Source organism: Agromyces sp. CCNWLW213 (assembly GCF_037199545.1).
In the GTDB taxonomy this organism is placed as follows: Bacteria; Actinomycetota; Actinomycetes; order Actinomycetales; family Microbacteriaceae; genus Agromyces.
In genome coordinates this window covers 540,119-559,081 of record NZ_JBBBDX010000001.1, presented here as the reverse complement: position 1 = coordinate 559,081, position 18,963 = coordinate 540,119, and the positions used below count along the sequence as shown (strand labels likewise).

The following is an 18,963-nucleotide window of genomic DNA, read 5'->3' as shown; positions in this document are numbered from 1 at the left end:
GCGGACATAGACTCGGCCCTGCCGGTGAGATCGGCGGACGAGGGGTGCGATGGAACGGCGGGGCGCGCAGGCGGTCATCCTCGGCCTCGCGTGCGCCGTCACGCTCGTCCTCGCCGGATGCACCGAAACGGCGGAACCGCGCACGACCGGCACCGAGTCGCCGCCCGGCGAGACGCAGCCCGCGGCGAGCACGGCTCCGCCCTCCGGCGACGACGAGCCGACCCCGGGGATGGAGCGCCCCGCGGCCGAGAGCCTGGCGTTGTTCGACTCGGTCAACGAGGCCGTGATCGCCGCCGATCCCGATGCGGGCGGCCGCGACTTCATCGACGCGCTCGTGGCCGCGGGATTCGACCGGTCCGCGATGCAGGTGACTTCCGACACCACCACGCTCGGCGACCGGGCCGACTCGATCCAGTTCGCGGTCGGCCTCGGGCCCGACTGCCTCATCGGGCAGTACGGGCCCAAGTCGGACGGGTACCGGAGCGCGGTCCGGCCGGCGCTCGGAACGGGCGGCTGCCTGATCGGCGACACGCGCCCCATAGACTGGTAGGCGACATGGCGGATTACATTTACTCGATGGTGCGCGCCCGCAAGGCGGTCGGCGACAAGCTCATTCTCGATGACGTCACGATGGCGTTCCTCCCCGGCGCGAAGATCGGCGTCGTCGGTCCGAACGGTGCGGGGAAGTCCACGATCCTCAAGATCATGGCCGGCATCGACCAGCCCTCCAACGGCGAGGCGCGGCTGACGCCCGGCTACTCCGTCGGCATCCTGATGCAGGAGCCCGAGCTCGACGAGTCGAAGACCGTGCTCGAGAACGTGCAGGAGGGCGTCGGTCCGATCAAGGCCAAGCTCGACCGGTTCAACGAGATCTCGGCCGAGATGGCGAACCCCGACGCCGACTTCGACACGCTCCTCGCCGAGATGGGCACCCTCCAGGAGCAGATCGACGCCGCCGACGCCTGGGACCTCGACTCCCAGCTCGAGCAGGCGATGGACGCCCTGCGCTGCCCGCCGAGCGACACGCCCGTGTCGGTGCTCTCGGGCGGTGAGAAGCGCCGCGTCGCGCTGTGCAAGCTCCTGCTGCAGAAGCCCGACCTGCTGCTGCTCGACGAGCCCACGAACCACCTCGACGCCGAGAGCGTGCTCTGGCTCGAGCAGCACCTCGCGAAGTACCCCGGCGCCGTGCTGGCCGTGACGCACGACCGGTACTTCCTCGACCACGTCGCGGAGTGGATCTGCGAGGTCGACCGCGGTCGCCTCTACCCCTACGAGGGCAACTACTCGACCTACCTCGAGAAGAAGGCCGAGCGCCTCCAGGTGCAGGGCAAGAAGGACCAGAAGCTGCAGAAGCGCCTGAAGGAGGAGCTCGAGTGGGTCCGCTCGAACGCCAAGGGCAGGCAGGCCAAGTCGAAGGCCCGACTCGCACGCTACGAGGAGATGGCGGCCGAGGCGGAGCGGACGAAGAAGCTCGACTTCGAGGAGATCCAGATCCCGCCGGGGCCGCGCCTCGGCGACGTCGTGCTCGAGGCCAAGAAGCTCCAGAAGGGCTTCGGCGATCGCATGCTCATCGACGGGCTGACCTTCTCGCTGCCGCGCAACGGCATCGTCGGCATCATCGGACCGAACGGCGTCGGCAAGACCACGCTGTTCAAGACGATCGTCGGCATGGAGCCCCTCGACGGCGGCGACCTGAAGATCGGCGAGACCGTGCAGATCTCGTACGTCGACCAGTCCCGCGGCGGCATCGACCCGAACAAGACCCTCTGGGAGGTCGTGTCCGACGGGCTCGACTACATCCAGGTCGGCAGGACCGAGGTCCCGAGCCGTGCCTACGTCTCCACGTTCGGGTTCAAGGGTCCCGACCAGCAGAAGCGCGCCGGGGTCCTCTCCGGCGGTGAGCGCAACCGGTTGAACCTCGCGCTCACCCTGAAGCAGGGCGGCAACCTCCTGCTGCTCGACGAGCCCACCAACGACCTCGACGTCGAGACGTTGTCGAGCCTCGAGAACGCGCTGCTCGAGTTCCCCGGCTGCGCCGTGGTCATCACGCACGACCGGTGGTTCCTCGACCGCATCGCGACGCACATCCTCGCCTACGAGGGCACCGACGACGACCCGGCGAACTGGTACTGGTTCGAGGGCAACTTCGAGGCGTACGAGGCGAACAAGGTCGAGCGACTCGGTCCCGAGGCCGCCAAGCCGCACCGCTCCACGTACCGCAAGCTCACGAGGGACTGACGTGCGCCTGCACGTGCCCACCCCGCTCCGCTGGAGCGATCTCGACGCCTACGGTCACGTGAACAACGCCCGGATGCTGAGCCTCCTCGAGGAGGCTCGCATCCAGGCGTTCTGGGTGAACGACGACGGGACCGCCGAGCATGCGGTCGGCGCGTCGACCGCGGTGCTCGACGCCACGCCGGGAGCGGCGACGGTCACGCTCATCGCACGGCAGGAGGTCGAGTACCTCGCGCCGATCCCGTACCAGCGGCTTCCGCTCGACATCGAGCTGTGGATCGGGCACATGGGCGGGGCGAGCCTCGACGTCTGCTACGAGGTCCACTCGCCCGTGGGCGTCGAGCCGCGCACGCTCTACACGCGCGCGGTCACGACGATCGTCCTCGTGGACGCCGCCACCGAGCGCCCGCGCCGCATGACCGACGCGGAGCGCGAGGCGTGGGAGCCGTACGTCGGCGACCCGATCCAATTCCGCCGGCGCTGATCAGCGCTCGAGCGGCTCGTCGCTGAACGATCCCTCCCACACGGCGCGGCTGCCGGCCTCGCCGATCCGGATGACGGTCCACGTTGCGCCCGCCCCGACGCCGAGCGTCGCCACGACGAGGAGCGCCGCGACGACCACGGTGACCGGCGAGCGCCCGCGCCGGGGCGTGGCGACGCCGCGAGCCGCGGCCACCTCGGGATCCGTGCCCCCGCGCTGCTGGCGGCGCTCGACGATCGCCAGCGCCGCGACGAGTGCCGCGACGGTCACGAGCGCGATCATCCAGGGGACGATGTCCTCGCCCTGCGCGGTGTGCTCCTGGATGAGCGGAGCGGGCGGCACGCGCGCCTCGAGCCATTCGCCGGCCTCGATCGCGAGGAACGTGAGCCCGAGCAGCACGAGCGCGCCGATGAGGGCGGGCAGCCACAGCACCCGGCGCGCGGCGGGCCACGCGGCGAGGACGACGAGCAGCACCGCGATCAGGGGGATGCCGACGACCACGGCGTGCACGACGAGGACGTGGAGCGGCAGCCCGGCGAGCTCGTAGTCGATCATCGCCGGCCTCAGCCCGCGATCACGCGGTCGCCGTCGACCGTCACCGGCACGGAGGCGAGGGGCTCGAGCGCCGGGCCGACCTCGACGTCGCCCGTCGCGGCGTCGAAGATGGATCCGTGGCACGGGCACTCGAACTTCGAGCCCGCCGCGGCCACCACGCAGCCCTGGTGCGTGCAGATCGCGCTGTAGGCCACGACCTCGCCCGCCGCCGGCTGGGCGAGCAGCACCGGCTCCCCGCCGATCGTGGCGTCGATGCTCCCCCCGACCGGGATGTCGGCGAGTGCCGCGACCTCCTCGCCCGCGGCATCCGGAGCGCCGGCTGACGGCGAGGGCGCCTCGGAGCCGTCGTCGCCGCCGTTCCCGCCGCCCTGGTCGGTCGCGCAGCCGGCGAGGATCAGCGCCCCGCCGACGGCGCCGGTGCCGCCCAGCGCGAGCGCGGCGCGGCGGGAGAGTTCACGAGCGTCGTCCATGTCGGTGCCTCCCTGCTCGCCGCGATCGCGGCGGTGGTGCCATTCTGCGGCACACGGGCGGGGCGGCGCCGCATCACCCGGCGATCACCCAGCAACTCGTGCGCACCGGGGCCGGATCAGCCGAACGCGGCCGGCTCGGGGACCCGCACCATCCCCTCCTGCGCCACGCTCGCGACGAGCACCCCGTCGCGCGTGTAGATCCGCCCGAGCGAGAGGCCGCGTCCGCCGCTCGCCGAGGGCGACTCCATCGTGTAGAGCAGCCATTCGTCGACGCGCGCGTCGCGATGCCACCACATGGCGTGGTCGAGGCTCGCGACCTTGAGGCGGGGCGTCGCCCAGGCGATTCCGTGCGCGCGCAGCACGGGCTCCAGGATCGAGTAGTCGCTCGCGTAGGCCAGCGCCGCACGGTGCTGGCGCGGGTCGTCGGGCAGCCGGCCGAAGGCCCTCATCCACACGGCCTGGCGCGGCATCCGCTCGCCGTCGACGGTGAGGTACACCGGCGAGGGGATGTGCCGGACGTCGAACGCGCGCTCGCTCGACCAGTACCGGGCGACGTCATGGTCGAGGTGGCCGAGCACGTCGGCCGTCGACGGCAGGCCCTCGGGGTCGGGCAGGTCGTCGGGCATCTCCATCTGGTGCTCGAGGCCCTCGTCGCTCGTCTGGAACGATGCGATGAGCGACAGGATGGGCTCGCCGTGCTGGTACGCCTGCGTGCGTCGGGTGGAGAACGAGCGCCCGTCGTGGATGCGGTCGACGCCGAACGTGATCGGGTGCTGCACGTCTCCCGGGCGGAGGAAGTAGCCGTGCATCGAGTGGATCGTGCGGTCCTCGGGAACCGTGTGGGTGGCCGCGGTGATCGACTGCGCCAGCACCTGGCCGCCGAACACGCGCCCGAGCGGCATCCACTGCGAGGGACCGGTGTAGATGTCCTCGGTGGTGCGGGCTCCCGTGTCGGTGAGCCGCAGCGTGCTCAGCAGGCCGTCGATCGAACCGCTCATCGTTCCTCCGTGTGGGTCGGTCGGCCGCTCGGCCCGCCCGGCGGCGGGCGCCGGCGGCGGGGGCCGCGGCGCTCTCTCGGTAGTCTAGACAGGCCATGGTCCAGCAACTCACGCTCGCCGACAGCCTGTCGCTCGGCGACCTCCACACGTACCTGCAGCGGGCGTCGCGTGTCGAGGACGGTGCGGTGCGCCTGGTCGCGGGCAACGACATCCTCGCCGTCTACACCGCGATCCTCTATCCCCGGGGCATCCTCGACGAGAGCCCGACGGTGCTGGGCCTGCGCACGTTCCAGCTCTTCGAGACCGACGACTTCGACGTGGTGGTGCCCATGCGCTCGGTCGTCGACCGCATCGTCCGGGCGCGCGGCGAGCTCGGAGACGACGACGAGGGCGACCCGCGGCCGGTCACGATGACGCGGCCGCCCGAGGTCAACACGGTCACGTGGGCGGGCATCTCGCCTCCTCGCGGCGGCTGGCGACCGCTCGGCGAGACGGATGCCGCGACGCTCGAGCGCGCGGCGCGTGCGGGCATCGACGAGATCGCGACGGCGATCCCCGACGGCACCGGCGAGCAGCTCGTGCAGCGGGTGCGCTCCGAGGTGTGGGGGCGCGGCATCGAGGGCCTCGAGTACGTGCCGGCGGGTGCGGCCTTCGCGGCGTTCAGCCTCGGGTTCCTCGGCGACGACCCCATCTCGGTGTTCGAGACCGGCCCGTGGACGCGGCTGAGCTCGCGGCGCGGGCACGTGCTCGTGCGACGCAAGGCGTGGTCGCTCAGGGCGTAGCGGCGATGGCGCGTCCGGCCGCGCGGCCCGTGAAGAGGCAGCCGCCGAGGAACGTGCCCTCGAGCGCGCGGTAGCCGTGGATGCCGCCGCCGCCGAACCCGGCCGCCTCGCCGGCGGCGTAGAGCCCCGGGATCGGTGCGCCGTCGGCGCCGAGCGCGCGCGACGAGAGGTCGGTCTGGATGCCGCCGAGGCTCTTGCGCGTCAGGATGTGCAGCTTGACGGCGATGAGCGGCCCGGCCTTCGGATCGAGCAGGCGGTGCGGCGACGCGACGCGGATGAGCCGGTCGCCGAGGTAGCCGCGCGCGCCGCGCACGGCCGTGAGCTGCAGGTCCTTCGAGAACTCGTGATCGACCTCACGGTCGCGCGCGACGATCTCGCGCTCGACGTGCGCCGTGTCGAGCAGCCCGTCCGGGTCGAGGCGGCGCATCCCGTCGAGCAGCTCGGGGAGCGAGTCGGCGACGACGAAGTCGGCGCCGCGCTCCTTGAACCGCTCCACCGGTCCGGGCGCGCCGGAGCCCAGCCGCTCCGCGAGCAGGCGCAGGTCCTTCCCGGTCAGGTCGGGATTCTGCTCGCTGCCGGAGAGCGCGAACTCCTTCTCGATGATCCGCTGCGTGAGCACGAACCAGGAGTGCGCGTGCCCGCCGCGAGCCAGGTGGGCGAGCGTCCCGAGCGTGTCGAAGCCGGGGAAGAGGGGCGGGGGCAGCCGGCGTCCGGTGGCGTCGAGCCACAGCGACGACGGTCCGGGGAGGATCCGGATGCCGTGCCGCGGCCACACCGGGTCGTGGTTCCGGATGCCCTCGGTGTAATGCCACATCCGGTCGCCGTTGACCAGGCGCGCTCCGGACGCCGCGGTGATCGCGAGCATCCGCCCGTCGACGTGCGCCGGCACGCCGGAGAGCAGGTCCGCCGGCGGCCGCCCGAGCCGCTCCGGCCAGGCGGCGCGCACGAGGTCGTGGTTGCCGCCGATTCCGCCGGAGGCCACGACGACCGCCGGCGCGCGCAGCTCGAAGTCGCCGATGACCGCGCGATTGGTGGGGGCGCCCCGCGGGGCGTCGTCGGGCGCGAGGGTCGCGCCGCGGACTCCGACCACGGCCCCGCCCTCGACGACGAGCTCGTCGACGCGGTGGCGGAAGCGGAACGACACGAGCCCGGCCGCCTCGCCGGCGAGCACCTTCGCCGCGAACGGTGCGACCACGCCCGGGCCGGTGCCCCACGTGATGTGGAAGCGGGGCACCGAATTGCCGTGCCCCACGGCGACCCCGGCGCCGCGCTCGGCCCAGCCGACCACGGGGAAGAAGCGGAGACCGCGCCCGTGCAGCCAGGCGCGCTTCTCACCGGCGGCGAACTCCAGGTACGCCTCCGCCCAGCGCCGGCCCCACTCGTCCTCGTCGCGGTCGAAGGCAGCAGAGCCGAGCCAGTCCTCGCGCGCGAGCTCCAGCGAGTCGTGCACGCCGAGTCGGCGCTGCTCGGGCGAGTCGACGAGGAACAGGCCGCCGAACGACCACCAGGCCTGCCCGCCCAGGTTGGCCTCCGGCTCCTGGTCGACGATCGCGACGCGTCGGCCCGCGTCGACCAGCTCGGCCGCGGCGACGAGTCCGGCGAGCCCGGCTCCGACGATCACGGCGTCGAACTCGGTCCGATCGGCGCGATGGGGGCGCGCGGTTCGGATGGCAGGGGTCGGGTCGGCCACGGGGACTCCTTCGTCGCGGGCGGGCGGGCGGGCGGCGGCCGGGGGGCCGGGTCGGGGGCGGCTACTCCTCGAAGGTGTTCACCATGGCGAACGCCGCCCGCTGGAGATAGTCCCACAGGGTCGCCTCCGCGACCGGCGGCAGGTCGAGCGTGTCGACGGCGGCGCGCATGTGGGCGAGCCAGCGGTCGCGGGCGTCGGGGTTCACCTTGAACGGCAGGTGGCGCATGCGGAGCCTCGGGTGGCCGCGCTGCTCGCCGTAGGTGGTCGGGCCGCCCCAGTACTGCTCGAGGAACATCAGCAGGCGCTGCTCGGCCGGGCCCAGGTCCTCCTCGGGGTACATGGGCTTCAGCACCGGGTCGTCGGCGACGCCGCGGTAGAACTCGTGCACGAGCCGCTCGAAGGTCGGGCGTCCGCCGACCTGCTCGTAGAAGCTGGGGGAGGGCAGGGTCATGGCGTGTCCTCGGGGGGAGTCCGCGGCGCGGCGGGCGGTTCGGTGGTCGGCGCGGGTGCGGCATCCGTCGCCGCCACGCTGCCCGCACCCGTGATCGAGTCGGCGGCCCGCCTGGCGCGCAGCCCGCGCTGGTCGGCCCGCGCCGGAACGACCGGGCTCGGCGCGGTCTTCGGCGGCTTGGCGCCCTTGATCCGCGTGACGCCGTCGAAGCCGGAGAGCACGACGCTCGCGAGGCTCGGCAGCTTCAGGCCCAGGTCGTCGAGCGCGCCCTTCAACCGCATCCGCAGCTCCCGTGCGACGTCGTCCTTCGACGACGTGCGCGCCTTCATGACCACGCGGATCACCATCGCGTCGTCCGAGATGGACTCCAGGCCCCACACCTCCGGCTTCTCGAGGATGCGCGAGCGCCACTTGCCCGACTGCGCCATGCCCGTCGCGGCCGCCAGCAGCGCCGCCTCCACCTCCTCGACGTCGGCCTCGTAGGGCACGGCGAGGTCGACGATCACGCGGGCCCAGCCCTGCGACATGTTGCCGACCCGGTTGATCTCGCCGTTGCGCACGAACCAGAGCGTGCCGTTCACGTCGCGCACGGACGTGACCCGGATGCGCACGTCTTCCACGATGCCCGTCGCGTGACCGAGGTCGACGATGTCGCCGACGCCCAGCTGGTCCTCGATGACCATGAAGAAGCCGTTGAGGCCGTCCTTGACGATGTTCTGCGCACCGAAGCCGAGACCGGCGCCGATGGCGGCCGAGAGCAGGGTGAACGAGCCGAGGATGTCGGGCGCGAGCACCTGCACCACCGCGAGCACGACGACGATGAACAGGGTGATGTTGACGAAGTTCGTCAGCACCGAACCGAGGGTGCGGGTGCGCTGGACGAGCCGGACGGCCGCGAGCGGCGAGGCGGCGAGGGCCTGCGTGTCCTCGATGTCCTGCTTGCGCTTCACGCCCGAGACGATGCGGTTGACGGTCCGTCGGATGACGAAGTGCAGGAGCCACCGGATGGCGAGCGCCACGAGCACGATCCCCACGACCGTGATGACGTCGGTGAGCAGCAGGCCCCCCCAGCTCGCCCAGAACGCATCGAACTGCGAGGGCACGTCGACCTGGTCGGGGGCGGGCTCTTCGAGGCGAAGCATGGTTCGGAAGTCTATTGGACCGCGGATCGGCGCATGCTGCATGCGCCGATCGGCCGCTCAGCCGCTCGGCCGCTCGGCCGCTCGGCCGCTCGGCCGCTCGGCCCGGCGGGCGCCGCGGCCGGCCGCCGCCGTGCACGGCGACGGCCGGCCACGCGAGGTCCGTCAGGCGGGGGCGACCACGGATGCCGCGTCGCGCTCGCGCGCGGCGAGCGCCCGCTCGAGCTCCGAGAGCTGCTCGGCCACGAGGCGATGGAGCGGGGCGGGCTCCGCGTGCGCGTCGAGCCAGGCCCGCGTGCGACGCGCGAGCTCGGCGTCGACGACGGCCGCCGGGAACAGCCGCTTGACGATCAGCGAGGCCATGGTGAAGCTCCGCTCCGCCCAGACGCGCTCGAGCATGCCCAGGTAGCCGTCGACGGTGCCGGCCAGCAGTGCCGGGTCGACGGTCCGCTGCCAGCCCTCGGCGATCGCCCGCGCCACGTCGTTCGAGAGCGTCGCGTCCGTCGCGACGCGATGCCACGCGGCGTCCTTGGCGGCCCGGTCGGGTCGCGCGGCACGCGCCGTCTCGGCGAGCTGGCGCCCTTTCGCGGTGTCGTCGGCGGCGAGCGTCACCGCGATCTCGTCGTCGTCGGCGGCGCCGAGCGCCGCCCGGGCGATGGTGATCTCCCAGCGCAGGTCGAGGTCGATCTGAAGCCCGTCGAGGCGCGTGCGCCCCGTGACGAGCTCGCCCAGCACGTCGGCATGTGCCGGAACGCACGCGAGGCGGGTGAACGCCTTGAGGAACTGCAGCTGCGCGTCGGAGCCGGCCGGCGCCAGGCCGGCGAGGGCCCAGATCGCGTCGGCGGCCTCCTCGGCGAGCGCATCGCGATGCTCGTCGGCCAGGTAGTGGGAGACCGCGAGCTCGAGGCGGGACATCGCGAGCCCTCGCGCGGCCGACTGCGTCTCGTGGCCCACGTTCGCGATCACGAGCCGCACGAAGTCCGACGCGGGCTGCTCCGCATCGCGCACGGCGTCCCACGCCGAACCGAGGATCACGGCGCGCGCGACCGGGTCGGCGAGCTCGGCCAGGCGGTCTCGCGCCGTCGCGAACGAGTCGGGGTCCAGCCGCACCTTCGCGTAGGTCAGGTCGTCGTCGTTCACGAGGAGCAGCGCGGGCCGGCGCCGTCCGACGAGCCCGGACACCTCCGTCGCGGGGCCGTCGACGTCGAGTTCCACGCGGTGCACGCGCTCGAGCCGGTCGCCCACGGGGTCGTACGCGCCGATCGCGACGCGATGCGGGCGCAGCGTCGGGTGCGACGCGGGCGCGGCCTGGAGGAGCCGGGCGGCGGTGATGACGCCCGCGGCATCCGTCTCGACCTCGAGGCGCAGCGTGTTCACGCCCGCGGTCTCGAGCCACTTCGCCGACCAGTCGGCGAGGTCGCGGCCGCTGGCCGCCTCGAGCTCGGCGAGCAGGTCGGCGAGGGTCGCGTTGCCGCCGGAGTGCGTCGCCAGGTAGGCGCCGACGCCGCGCTGGAAGGCGTCGAGCCCGACCCACGCGACGAGCTGCTTGAGCACGGACGCGCCCTTGTCGTACGTGATCGCGTCGAAGTTCACCTCGACGTCTCCGATGTCGTCGATGACGGCGACGATCGGATGCGTCGACGGCAGCTGGTCCTGCTCGGCGGCGTGGGTCTTCTCGTCGGTCGCGAAGGTCGCCCACACGTCGGTGAACTCGGTGATCCGGGAGGTCGCGAGCGTCGACGCCCAGGTCGCGAACGACTCGTTCAGCCAGAGGTCGTTCCACCAGCGCATGGTGACCGAGTTGCCGAACCACATGTGGCTGAGCTCGTGCAGGACGACGATGGCGCGCTGCTCGCGACGTGCGTCCGACACGCGCGACCGGAAGAGGTAGCCCTCGTTGAACGTGACCGCGCCGACGTTCTCCATGGCGCCCCAGTTGTACTCGGGCACGAAGATCTGGTCGTACTTGCCGTACGGGTACGGCACGCCGAACGCTTCCTCGTAGAACGCGAGGCCGTCGCGCACGAGCTCGAACATGACCTCGGGTTCGGCGTACTGCGCCAGCGAGCGGCGCGTGAACAGCCCGAGCGGCACGTCACGACCGTCGGTGCTCGTCGCCGACGCGTGCCACGACGCGTACGGTCCCGCGATGATCGCCACGATGTAGCTCGAGATCACCGGGCCGGTCTCGAACGCCCAGGTCGCGGTGCCGGATGCCGGGCCGGGGGCCGGCTCGGGCGACGGCGCGTTGCTCAGCACGGTCCAGTGCGCGGGCGCCGTGATGGTGAACCGCACCGACGCCTTGAGGTCGGGCTGGTCGAACACCGCGTAGACGCGGTTCGCCTCGGCGACGGCGAACTCGGTGTACAGGTACGCCTCGCCGTCGACGGGGTCGACGAACCGGTGCAGGCCCTCGCCGGTGTTCGTGTACTCGCGGACCGACACGACGCGAAGCTCGTTCTCGGCGGCGAGGCCGTCGAGCCTGATCCGGTGGCCGTCCGACACGGATGCCGCGTCGAGGGCGACGCCGTTGAGGATCACCTCGTGCAGCTCGGCGGTCGTCGACTCGATGAAGGTCGATGCGCCGGGCGTCGCGGTGAACCGCACGAGCGTCTCCGAGCGGAACCGCCCGTCCTCGCCCGTAAGGTCGAGGGTCACGTCGTACGCGGGGGAGCCGACGAGCGACGCGCGCTCCTCGGCCTCCGCCCGCGTGAGGTCGGGGCGACCCACGGCTTACGCCTCCTGCGCGTCGCGTGCCTGCGCGGCCAGCGCGCGCTCGACGCCGGCGAGGCTCTCGACGACGAGGCGACGCAGCGCGGGCGGCGCGTCGGCGTTCGCGTCGAGCCATCCGCGGCTCGCCTCGACCAGGCGGGCGTTCGCGAGCGGCGAGGGGTAGAGGCCGTCGACGAGCTTCTCGGCGATCGCGTAGCTGCGCTCCTCCCAGATGCGCCCGATCATGGCGAAGTAGCGCTCCACGAACGCCTCGAGCAGGCCCGGGTCGACCGCCCGGAGGAAGCCCGCCGCGGTGTCGCGGACGACCGAGTTCGACGCGGTGTCGACGTCGACGAGCGACGACCAGGCGCGCTCCTTGGCCTCGACGGTCGGGATCGCGGCTCGGGCCTTCGCCGCGGCTTCGCGGCCCGTCGCCGTGTCGTCGGTCGCGAGCCGGGCGTCGATGTCGCCGTCGTCGGCGCGGCCCGCCGCCGCGAGCGCGACGAGCAGCTCCCAGCCGAGGTCGGTGTCGACCGCGAGCCCGTCGAGCGAGAGCGCGCCGTTGTACAGGGCGAGCAGGTCGTCCTGATGGGTGCCGTGCTCGGCGACCGACGCGAACGCCTTCACGAACTGGAACTGGGCGTCGCTCCCGGGCTCGGCCTGGCCGGCGAGCTCCCAGAACCCGTCGGCGAGCTGCCGCAGGGCGTCCGCGCGACGGCCGGGCGCGGTGTACGCGCTCGCGGCGAGGATCGAGTTCGCCAGCACGATGCGGAGCGTCGTCGACTCGGTCTCGCTCGCGATGTTGCCCAGCACGAGCGCGAGGTAGTCGCTCGCCCGCGTCTCGGCGTCGCGCGTGGCATCCCACACCGAGCCCCACACGAGCGCGCGGGCCAGGGGGTCGTCGATCTCGGACAGGTTGCCGAGCGCCACGCCGTGCGACGCCGGGTCGAGGCGGATCTTGGCGTACGCGAGGTCGTCGTCGTTCAGCAGCACGAGGTCGGGCCGGGGGATGCCGACGAGCTCGGCGACCTCGGTGCGATCGCCGTCGACGTCGAGCTCGACGCGGTGGTCGCGGACCAGCCTGCCGTCCTTCAGGTTGTAGAACCCGATCGCGAGGCGGTGCGGGCGGATCGTGGGGTACTCCGCGATCGCGGACTGCCGCACCGCGAACGCGGCGATGCGACCCTCGGCGTCGACCTCGATCTCGGGACGGAGGGTGTTCACGCCCGCGGTCTCGAGCCACGACTCCGACCAGCCGGACAGGTCGCGTCCGCTCGAGACCTCGAGCTCGGCGAGCAGGTCGGCGAGCGTCGTGTTGCCCCAGGCGTGCGTGCGGAAGTACGCCGACACGCCCTCGAAGAAGGCGTCGACGCCCACCCACGCGACGAGCTGCTTGAGCACCGAGCCGCCCTTGGCGTAGGTGATGCCGTCGAAGTTCACGAGCACGTCCTCGAGGTCGCGGATCTCGGCGACGATCGGGTGGGTGGACGGCAGCTGGTCCTGGCGGTACGCCCAGCTCTTCTCCATGGCGTTGAACGTCGTCCACGCCCCGTGCCACTCGGTGGCCTCGGCGGTCGCGATGGTCGACGCCCACTCGGCGAACGACTCGTTCAGCCAGAGGTCGTTCCACCACTTCATCGTCACGAGGTCGCCGAACCACATGTGCGCGAGCTCGTGCAGGATCGTGACGACGCGTCGCTCCTTCACGGCGTCGGTCACCTTCGAGCGGAACACGTAGAACTCCGTGAACGTCACGGCGCCCGCGTTCTCCATCGCGCCGGCGTTGTACTCGGGCACGAACAGCTGGTCGTACTTCGCGAACGGGTACGGCACGCCGAACTTGCGCTCGAAGTACTCGAATCCCTGCTTGGTCTTCTCGAAGATGTAGTCGGCGTCGAGGTACTCCGACAGGCTCCGGCGGGCGAACACCCCGAGCGGGATGACACGGCCGTCGGCGCTCGTGAGCTCGTCGCGCACCACGTCGTACGGTCCGGCGATGAGCGCCGTGATGTAACTCGAGATGCGCGGCGTCGGCTCGAACGCCCACGTCTTCGCCCCCACGCCGGTCGAGCCCGTCGAGTCCGAGCCCGTCGGGACCGCGTCGACGGGGTCGGGCGTCGGGGAGTTCGACACGACCTGCCAGTGCGCGGGAGCGGTCACGGTGAAGCGGAACGCCGCCTTGAGGTCGGGCTGCTCGAACACCGCGAACATGCGCCGCGAGTCCGGCACCTCGAACTGCGTGTAGAGGTAGACCTCGTCGTCGACCGGGTCGACGAAGCGGTGCAGGCCCTCGCCCGTGTGCATGTAGCGGCCGTCGGCGACGACCGTGAGCGAGTTCTCGTCCTTGAGGTTCGGCAGCTGGATGCGCACGCCGTCGCTCACCTCGGCCGGGTCGAGCGCTTCGCCGTTCAGCGTCACCGAGTGCACCGCCGCCGTGATGGCGTCGATGAACGTCGACGCCCCCTCGCGCGCGCTGAAGCGCACGGTCGTCTCGGTCCGGAACACCTCCGGGCCCGTCGTGACGTCGAGCCGGACGTCGTAGTCGTGCACCGTGACGAGCGCCGCGCGCTCCTCGGCTTCGATGCGGGTGAGGTTCTCTCCAGGCACTCGGGTCTCCATCTGCGATCTGCGGCGAACGGATGCGTCGTCCCGGCGTTCGTGGCGCGGGCAACCCGATCAGCCTAGTCCCGCCCGCCCGACCACCACGATGGGCGCCGCCGCGTTGACCTCGTCGCGCCGCGGGCCTAGCGTGACGCCATGCGGACGAGCGTGGATCCGACCGCGCCGACGGCCGAGCGGTATCGGGCCTTCGCCGACGTGGAGGCGCGCGGCATGTCCGCCACCTACGAGGCGTGGGCGCACGGCGTCGCCGAGGACCCCGGCACCATCGCGCTCATCGACGAACTGCCCCCGCCGAAGCGGCAGCCGAACCTCGTGTTCTCGGCCGCTCGATTCCACGGCGCCGCGCCCGGACCGTACGGGACGTTCCGCGACTGGCTCCACGCGCACTGGCGCGAGGTGAGCGCGACGGCGGGCACGCATGCCACCCAGACGAACGAGGCCGCGCGCTGCGCGCTGCACGTCCCGGTCCTGGCGGGCATCGCGGGGCCGATCGCGCTGCTCGAGGTCGGCGCATCCGCGGGCCTCTGCCTCTTCCCCGACCGCTACAGCTACCGGTACACGGGACACCCGCCCCTCCATCCGCCCGACGGACCGAGCCCGGTGGTCCTGGACTGCGCCGCCCGGGGGCCCGTCCCGGTCCCGGCACGGCTCCCCGAGGTCGTGTGGCGTGCCGGCATCGACCTGAACCCGCTCGACGTCCGGAACCCCGAGGACCTCGCCTGGCTGGACGCGCTGGTCTGGCCGGAGCACGACGACCGCCGCGCGCGGCTTCGAGCCGCCGCCGGCATCGTCGCGGCGGATCCGCCGCGGATCGTCGCCGGCGACCTCAACGAGCGGCTCGACGCCCTCGCCGCGGAGGCGCCGACGGATGCCACGCTCGTGGTGTTCCACACGGCCGTGCTCGCCTACCTCGACGAGCCGGCCCGGCGCCGGTTCGCCGACCAGGTCCGCGCCCTGCCGGGCCACTGGATCTCGGTCGAGGCGCGGCGGATCCTGCCCGGGATCGAGGTGCGCGAGGACGCCGACCACGACGGCACCGACCTCGTGCTCGCCCTCGACGGCGTGCAGCTCGCGTGGGCCCATCCGCACGGGCGCACCGTCCACTGGGTGCCGGATCCCTAGACTTGCCGCATGCGCATCCACATCGCGACCGACCACGCCGGCCTCGAGTTCAGCCGGACGCTGCAGGCGCACCTCACCAACGGCGGCCACGAGGTCCTCGACCACGGTCCCGCCGACTACGACCCGCTCGACGACTACCCGGCCTTCTGCATCAACGCCGCGCTCGCCGTGGCGCGCGACCAGGCTGAAGGCGTGAAGGCCCTCGGCATCGTGTTCGGCGGATCGGGCAACGGCGAGCAGATCGCCGCGAACAAGGTGCGCGGCATCCGGGCGGCCCTGGTCTGGAGCATGGACACCGCGATCCTCGCGCGCCAGCACAACGACGCGAACGTCATCTCGATCGGCGCCCGGCAGCACACCGTCGAGGAGGCCATCCGCTACATCGACGCGTTCATCGCCGAGCCGTTCTCGGGCGACGAGCGCCACGTGCGCCGAATCGCGCAGCTCGCCGAGTACGAGACCACGGGCGACATCGCCGGCAAGGGCGTCGACGTCGAGGCGCCCGCCGTAGGGGAGTAGCGCGCGTGCCAGAGGGTCATTCCGTCCATCGCATCACCCGCCAGTTCGAGCGCAACTTCGTCGGGCACGTCGTTCGCGCCTCGAGCCCGCAGGGCCGGTTCGCCGAGGGGGCGGCCGACCTCGACGGACGACGGATGACGGACGCCCGCGCCGTCGGCAAGCAGATGTTCCTCGGCTTCGAGGGCGACCGATGGCTGCGCGTGCACCTCGGCATGTACGGAGCGTGGGACTTCGCGGGCGACATCCTGATGGATGCGACCATCGCGTCGTCGAACGGGCGGATGGGCCAGACGAACCAGAAGGGCACCTTCCTGGACGGGCCGAACCCGGACGCCGTCGTGCTCGACGCCGCCGGCGAGAACTCGCTCACGTCGATCGGCGCGCCCCGGCGCACGCGCCTGCGCATGTCCGAGTCCGAGAAGGAGCAGAACGGGCTCGAGACCTTCCCTCCCGACCCGGTCGGCCAGGTGCGCGTGCGCCTGCTCACCGAGACCGTCGTCGCCGACCTGCGAGGTCCCACCGCGTGCGAGGTGCTCGACCCGGCGCAGGTCGAGCAGGTCGTCGCACGGCTCGGCCCCGACCCGCTCCTCGAGGACGGCCCCGACGCCGAGGAGCGCTTCACGAGCGTCATCCGCCGCAAGCCCACCCCGATCGGGCTGCTCCTCATGGACCAGAACGTCGTCTCCGGCATCGGCAACGTGTACCGCGCCGAGCTGCTGTTCCGCGCGAAGCAGAACCCGCACACGCCCGGCCGGCTGGTGCCCGAGGAGCACGTGCGCCACCTGTGGCGCGACTGGTCGAAGCTGCTGCGCATCGGCGTCGAGACGGGCCAGATGATGACGATGGACGACCTCGACGCGGACGCATGGCGTGCCGCGATGGCCGACCGCGCCGACCGGCACTGGGTCTACAAGCGCGAGGGCCTGCCCTGCCGGGTCTGCGGCACCCACATCGTCATGGAGGAGATGGGCGCCCGGAAGCTGTACTGGTGCCCTTACTGCCAGGCCTAGGAGCGGACGACGCATGAGACAGAACCCGAGCTTCACCTTCGCGAGCGAGGAGGGCGTCACGCGCCTGATCCGCGAGCACCCGTGGGCGACGATCGTGTCGATGACGGATGCCGCGGGCCTCGTCGCCTCGCACTACCCCGTGCTCCTCGACGAGACCGCCGACGGCATCGTGCTGCTCACGCACGTGGGCCGTCCCGACGAGGAGGTGCACGAGCTCGGCCGCCACGAGGTGCTCGTCATCGTGCAGGGCCCCCACGGGTACATCTCGCCGGGCTGGTACGACGCGAACCCGGCGGTGCCGACCTGGAACTTCGTGACCGCGCACCTGCACGGCACTCCCGAACTGCTCGAACCCGACGAGAACCTGCGCGTCCTCGACGCGCTGGTCGACCACTTCGAGCAGCGGATGCCCCACCCTCGCGGCATGCGCTCGACCCCCGACAACGCCGCGTACGCCGAGCGCATCGCGGCGGGCACCGTCGGATTGCGGATCCCCGTCACCCGCTTCACGGCGAAGAACAAGATGAGCCAGAACAAGCCGGCCGAGACCGTCGACCGCATCATCGCCGAGCTCGAGGGCGACGGACCCTACGCGAGCCCCGCGCTCGCCGCGGAGATGCGGCGGACGCACGACGCGCTCCGGGCAGCGCGCGTGTGAGCGGGGCGGATGCGGCGACGCCGGCCGCCCTCGTGCTCGCCGGCGTCCGGCGCCCCGGCAGCGACGCCCCGCTCGACGTGCACCTCGCCGGCGGCCGCGTGCACGCGATCGCGCCCGCCGGCTCGTTGCCGGATGCCGGTCGGGTCGAGCGCATCGACCTCGACGGTCGCCACGTCATCCCCGGGCTCTGGGACCGCCACGTGCACATGGCCCAGTGGGCCATGGCCGCTCGCCGCATCGACCTCGGCGCCGTGGCCTCGGCGGCCGCAGCGGCCGCGCTCGTCGCGGCATCCGTCGGCCGGGGCGCCGCCGAGGTCGTCGGCATGGGCTACCGCGACGGACTCTGGCCCGACCGGCCCTCGGTCGGGCTGCTCGACCGCGTCGCCGGCGACGTGCCCGTCGTGCTCGTCTCCGGCGACCTGCATTCGTGCTGGGTGAACACCGCCGCGGCCCGGCGTCACGGTCTGCTCGAGCGAGCCGGCGCGAGCGGCGTGCTCCGCGAGGACGACTGCTTCCGCCTCGTGCGCGAGCTCGACGACGTCGCCGACGACGTGCTCGACGCGTGGGTCGGCGACGCGGCGCGCGCCGCCGCCGCGCGGGGCGTCGTCGGCATCGTCGACTACGAGATGCGCTGGAACCGCGACGACTGGGCCCGTCGCGCCGCCGGCGGCTTCGACGCGCTCCGGGTCCGCTTCGGCGTGTACACGCAGCACCTCGAACGCGCCGCCGAGGCCGGGCTCCGCACCGGCGACGTCGTCGAGGGCACCGCGGGACTGGTGCGGGTGGGCGGGTACAAGGTCATCACCGACGGCTCACTCAACACGCGCACCGCCTGGTGCGTCGACCCCTACCCCGGCCTCAGCCCGGACGAGCACCCGTACGGACTCGCCAACGTGCCCTACGACGAGCTCGTCCCGCACCTCCGCCGCGCCCGCGAGATCGGGCTCGACCCCGCCGTGCACGCGATCGGCGACCGCGCCAACGAACGCGCCCTCGACGCGCTCGAGGCGGTGCAGCCGAGCGGATGGCACGGACGGGCCGCCATCGAGCACGCGCAGCTGCTGCGTCGCGCGGACATCGACCGCTTCGCGCGCCTGGGCGTCGTCGCGAGCGTCCAGCCCGAGCACGCCATGGACGACCGCGACGTCGCCGACCGCTACTGGGCCGGTCGCACCGACCGCGCGTTCATGCTCCGCGACCTCGCCGCGGCCGGCGTCGAGCTCGCGCTCGGCTCCGACGCTCCCGTCGCGACCCTCGACCCGTGGGTCGCGATCGCCTCCGCGGTCGGGCGCACCCGCGACGGCCGCGAGCCGTGGCATCCGGAGCAGGCCGTCGAGGCGGGCGTCGCGCTCGCCGCCTCGACCGACGGCGCCGGCGCCGACGTGCGCGAGGGCATGATCGCCGACCTCGCGGTCGTCGAGCTCGACCCGGTCGCGGCGACCGTGGACGACCTGCGGCGCATGCCGGTCGCGATGACGCTGCTCGGCGGGCGGATCACCCACGGGGGATAGCCCCCGCG

General features: G+C 72.6%; 17 protein-coding genes. 9 read left to right on the top strand and 8 right to left on the bottom strand.

From position 1 onward, the window contains the following. Positions 1-49 precede the first annotated feature (49 nt). From WBQ80_RS02645 to WBQ80_RS02635, 3 genes are read left to right on the top strand one after another with little or no spacing between them, the layout of a single operon-like run. Positions 50-550 carry a DUF6993 domain-containing protein gene (locus WBQ80_RS02645; protein WP_336570955.1) on the top strand — a complete coding sequence of 167 codons (501 nt, stop codon included), beginning with the start codon at positions 50-52 and terminating at the stop codon, positions 548-550. 5 nt (positions 551-555) lie between these two features. Further along, complete coding sequence (ettA, locus tag WBQ80_RS02640) at positions 556-2,238, top strand: energy-dependent translational throttle protein EttA (protein ID WP_337282453.1); 1,683 nt, start codon at positions 556-558, stop codon at positions 2,236-2,238. 1 nt (position 2,239) lies between these two features. Further along, entirely contained in the window at positions 2,240-2,719 is a 480-nt protein-coding gene (locus WBQ80_RS02635; RefSeq protein WP_336570952.1) for an acyl-CoA thioesterase, read from the top strand. Here the strand turns inward: WBQ80_RS02635 and WBQ80_RS02630 are convergent, their stop codons facing one another. The 3 genes from WBQ80_RS02630 to WBQ80_RS02620 form a co-directional block, all read right to left on the bottom strand. Beyond that, the gene (locus WBQ80_RS02630) at positions 2,720-3,271 is read right to left on the bottom strand and encodes a hypothetical protein (RefSeq protein ID WP_336570951.1); all 552 of its coding nucleotides are present in this window, start codon (positions 3,269-3,271) and stop codon (positions 2,720-2,722) included. It lies immediately after the preceding gene. Positions 3,272-3,279: 8 nt separating this feature from the next. Continuing rightward, positions 3,280-3,741, bottom strand: coding sequence for a QcrA and Rieske domain-containing protein (locus WBQ80_RS02625; protein WP_336570950.1), 462 nt, complete (start codon positions 3,739-3,741; stop codon positions 3,280-3,282). 116 nt (positions 3,742-3,857) lie between these two features. Continuing rightward, complete coding sequence (locus WBQ80_RS02620; protein ID WP_336570949.1) at positions 3,858-4,739, bottom strand: acyl-CoA thioesterase; 882 nt, start codon at positions 4,737-4,739, stop codon at positions 3,858-3,860. A gap of 95 nt (positions 4,740-4,834) precedes the next feature. On the opposite strand from WBQ80_RS02620, the gene WBQ80_RS02615 reads away from it, so the two are divergent. Further along, on the top strand, positions 4,835-5,521 hold the full coding sequence (locus WBQ80_RS02615) for a hypothetical protein (protein WP_336570948.1): 687 nt from the start codon (positions 4,835-4,837) through the stop codon (positions 5,519-5,521). On the opposite strand, the gene WBQ80_RS02610 is transcribed toward WBQ80_RS02615, so the two are convergent. The 5 genes from WBQ80_RS02610 to pepN (WBQ80_RS02590) all read right to left on the bottom strand — a co-directional run bounded on the left by WBQ80_RS02610 (position 5,511) and on the right by pepN (WBQ80_RS02590) (position 14,120). Continuing rightward, positions 5,511-7,190 (bottom strand): FAD-binding dehydrogenase, encoded by a 1,680-nt coding sequence (locus WBQ80_RS02610; RefSeq protein WP_336570973.1) that lies wholly within the window; start codon positions 7,188-7,190, stop codon positions 5,511-5,513. The two genes, WBQ80_RS02615 and WBQ80_RS02610, sit on opposite strands and share 11 nt — an antisense overlap. Positions 7,191-7,272: 82 nt before the next feature. Beyond that, positions 7,273-7,662 carry a globin gene (locus WBQ80_RS02605; protein WP_336570947.1) on the bottom strand — a complete coding sequence of 130 codons (390 nt, stop codon included), beginning with the start codon at positions 7,660-7,662 and terminating at the stop codon, positions 7,273-7,275. Next, the gene (locus WBQ80_RS02600) at positions 7,659-8,804 is read right to left on the bottom strand and encodes a mechanosensitive ion channel family protein (RefSeq protein WP_336570946.1); all 1,146 of its coding nucleotides are present in this window, start codon (positions 8,802-8,804) and stop codon (positions 7,659-7,661) included. Before WBQ80_RS02600 ends, WBQ80_RS02605 begins: the two co-directional genes overlap by 4 nt. A 162-nt stretch (positions 8,805-8,966) precedes the next feature. After that, positions 8,967-11,531: an aminopeptidase N gene (gene pepN / locus WBQ80_RS02595; RefSeq protein ID WP_336570945.1), complete on the bottom strand. Its 2,565-nt coding sequence runs from the start codon at positions 11,529-11,531 to the stop codon at positions 8,967-8,969. A 3-nt stretch (positions 11,532-11,534) separates the two neighbouring features. Then, entirely contained in the window at positions 11,535-14,120 is a 2,586-nt protein-coding gene (pepN, locus tag WBQ80_RS02590) for an aminopeptidase N (RefSeq protein ID WP_336570943.1), read from the bottom strand. A gap of 150 nt (positions 14,121-14,270) precedes the next feature. On the opposite strand from pepN (WBQ80_RS02590), the gene WBQ80_RS02585 reads away from it, so the two are divergent. The 5 genes from WBQ80_RS02585 to WBQ80_RS02565 are packed head-to-tail and all read left to right on the top strand — an operon-like array spanning position 14,271 to position 18,955. Next, entirely contained in the window at positions 14,271-15,257 is a 987-nt protein-coding gene (locus WBQ80_RS02585) for a DUF2332 domain-containing protein (protein WP_336570942.1), read from the top strand. A gap of 9 nt (positions 15,258-15,266) precedes the next feature. Continuing rightward, complete coding sequence (locus WBQ80_RS02580; RefSeq protein ID WP_336570941.1) at positions 15,267-15,776, top strand: ribose-5-phosphate isomerase; 510 nt, start codon at positions 15,267-15,269, stop codon at positions 15,774-15,776. 5 nt (positions 15,777-15,781) lie between these two features. Next, positions 15,782-16,786, top strand: a complete 1,005-nt coding sequence (locus WBQ80_RS02575; RefSeq protein ID WP_336570940.1) for an Fpg/Nei family DNA glycosylase — start codon at positions 15,782-15,784, stop codon at positions 16,784-16,786. A gap of 13 nt (positions 16,787-16,799) precedes the next feature. Further along, complete coding sequence (locus WBQ80_RS02570) at positions 16,800-17,444, top strand: FMN-binding negative transcriptional regulator (protein ID WP_336570939.1); 645 nt, start codon at positions 16,800-16,802, stop codon at positions 17,442-17,444. After that, on the top strand, positions 17,441-18,955 hold the full coding sequence (locus WBQ80_RS02565) for an amidohydrolase (protein WP_336570938.1): 1,515 nt from the start codon (positions 17,441-17,443) through the stop codon (positions 18,953-18,955). Before WBQ80_RS02570 ends, WBQ80_RS02565 begins: the two co-directional genes overlap by 4 nt. Positions 18,956-18,963 lie beyond the last annotated feature (8 nt).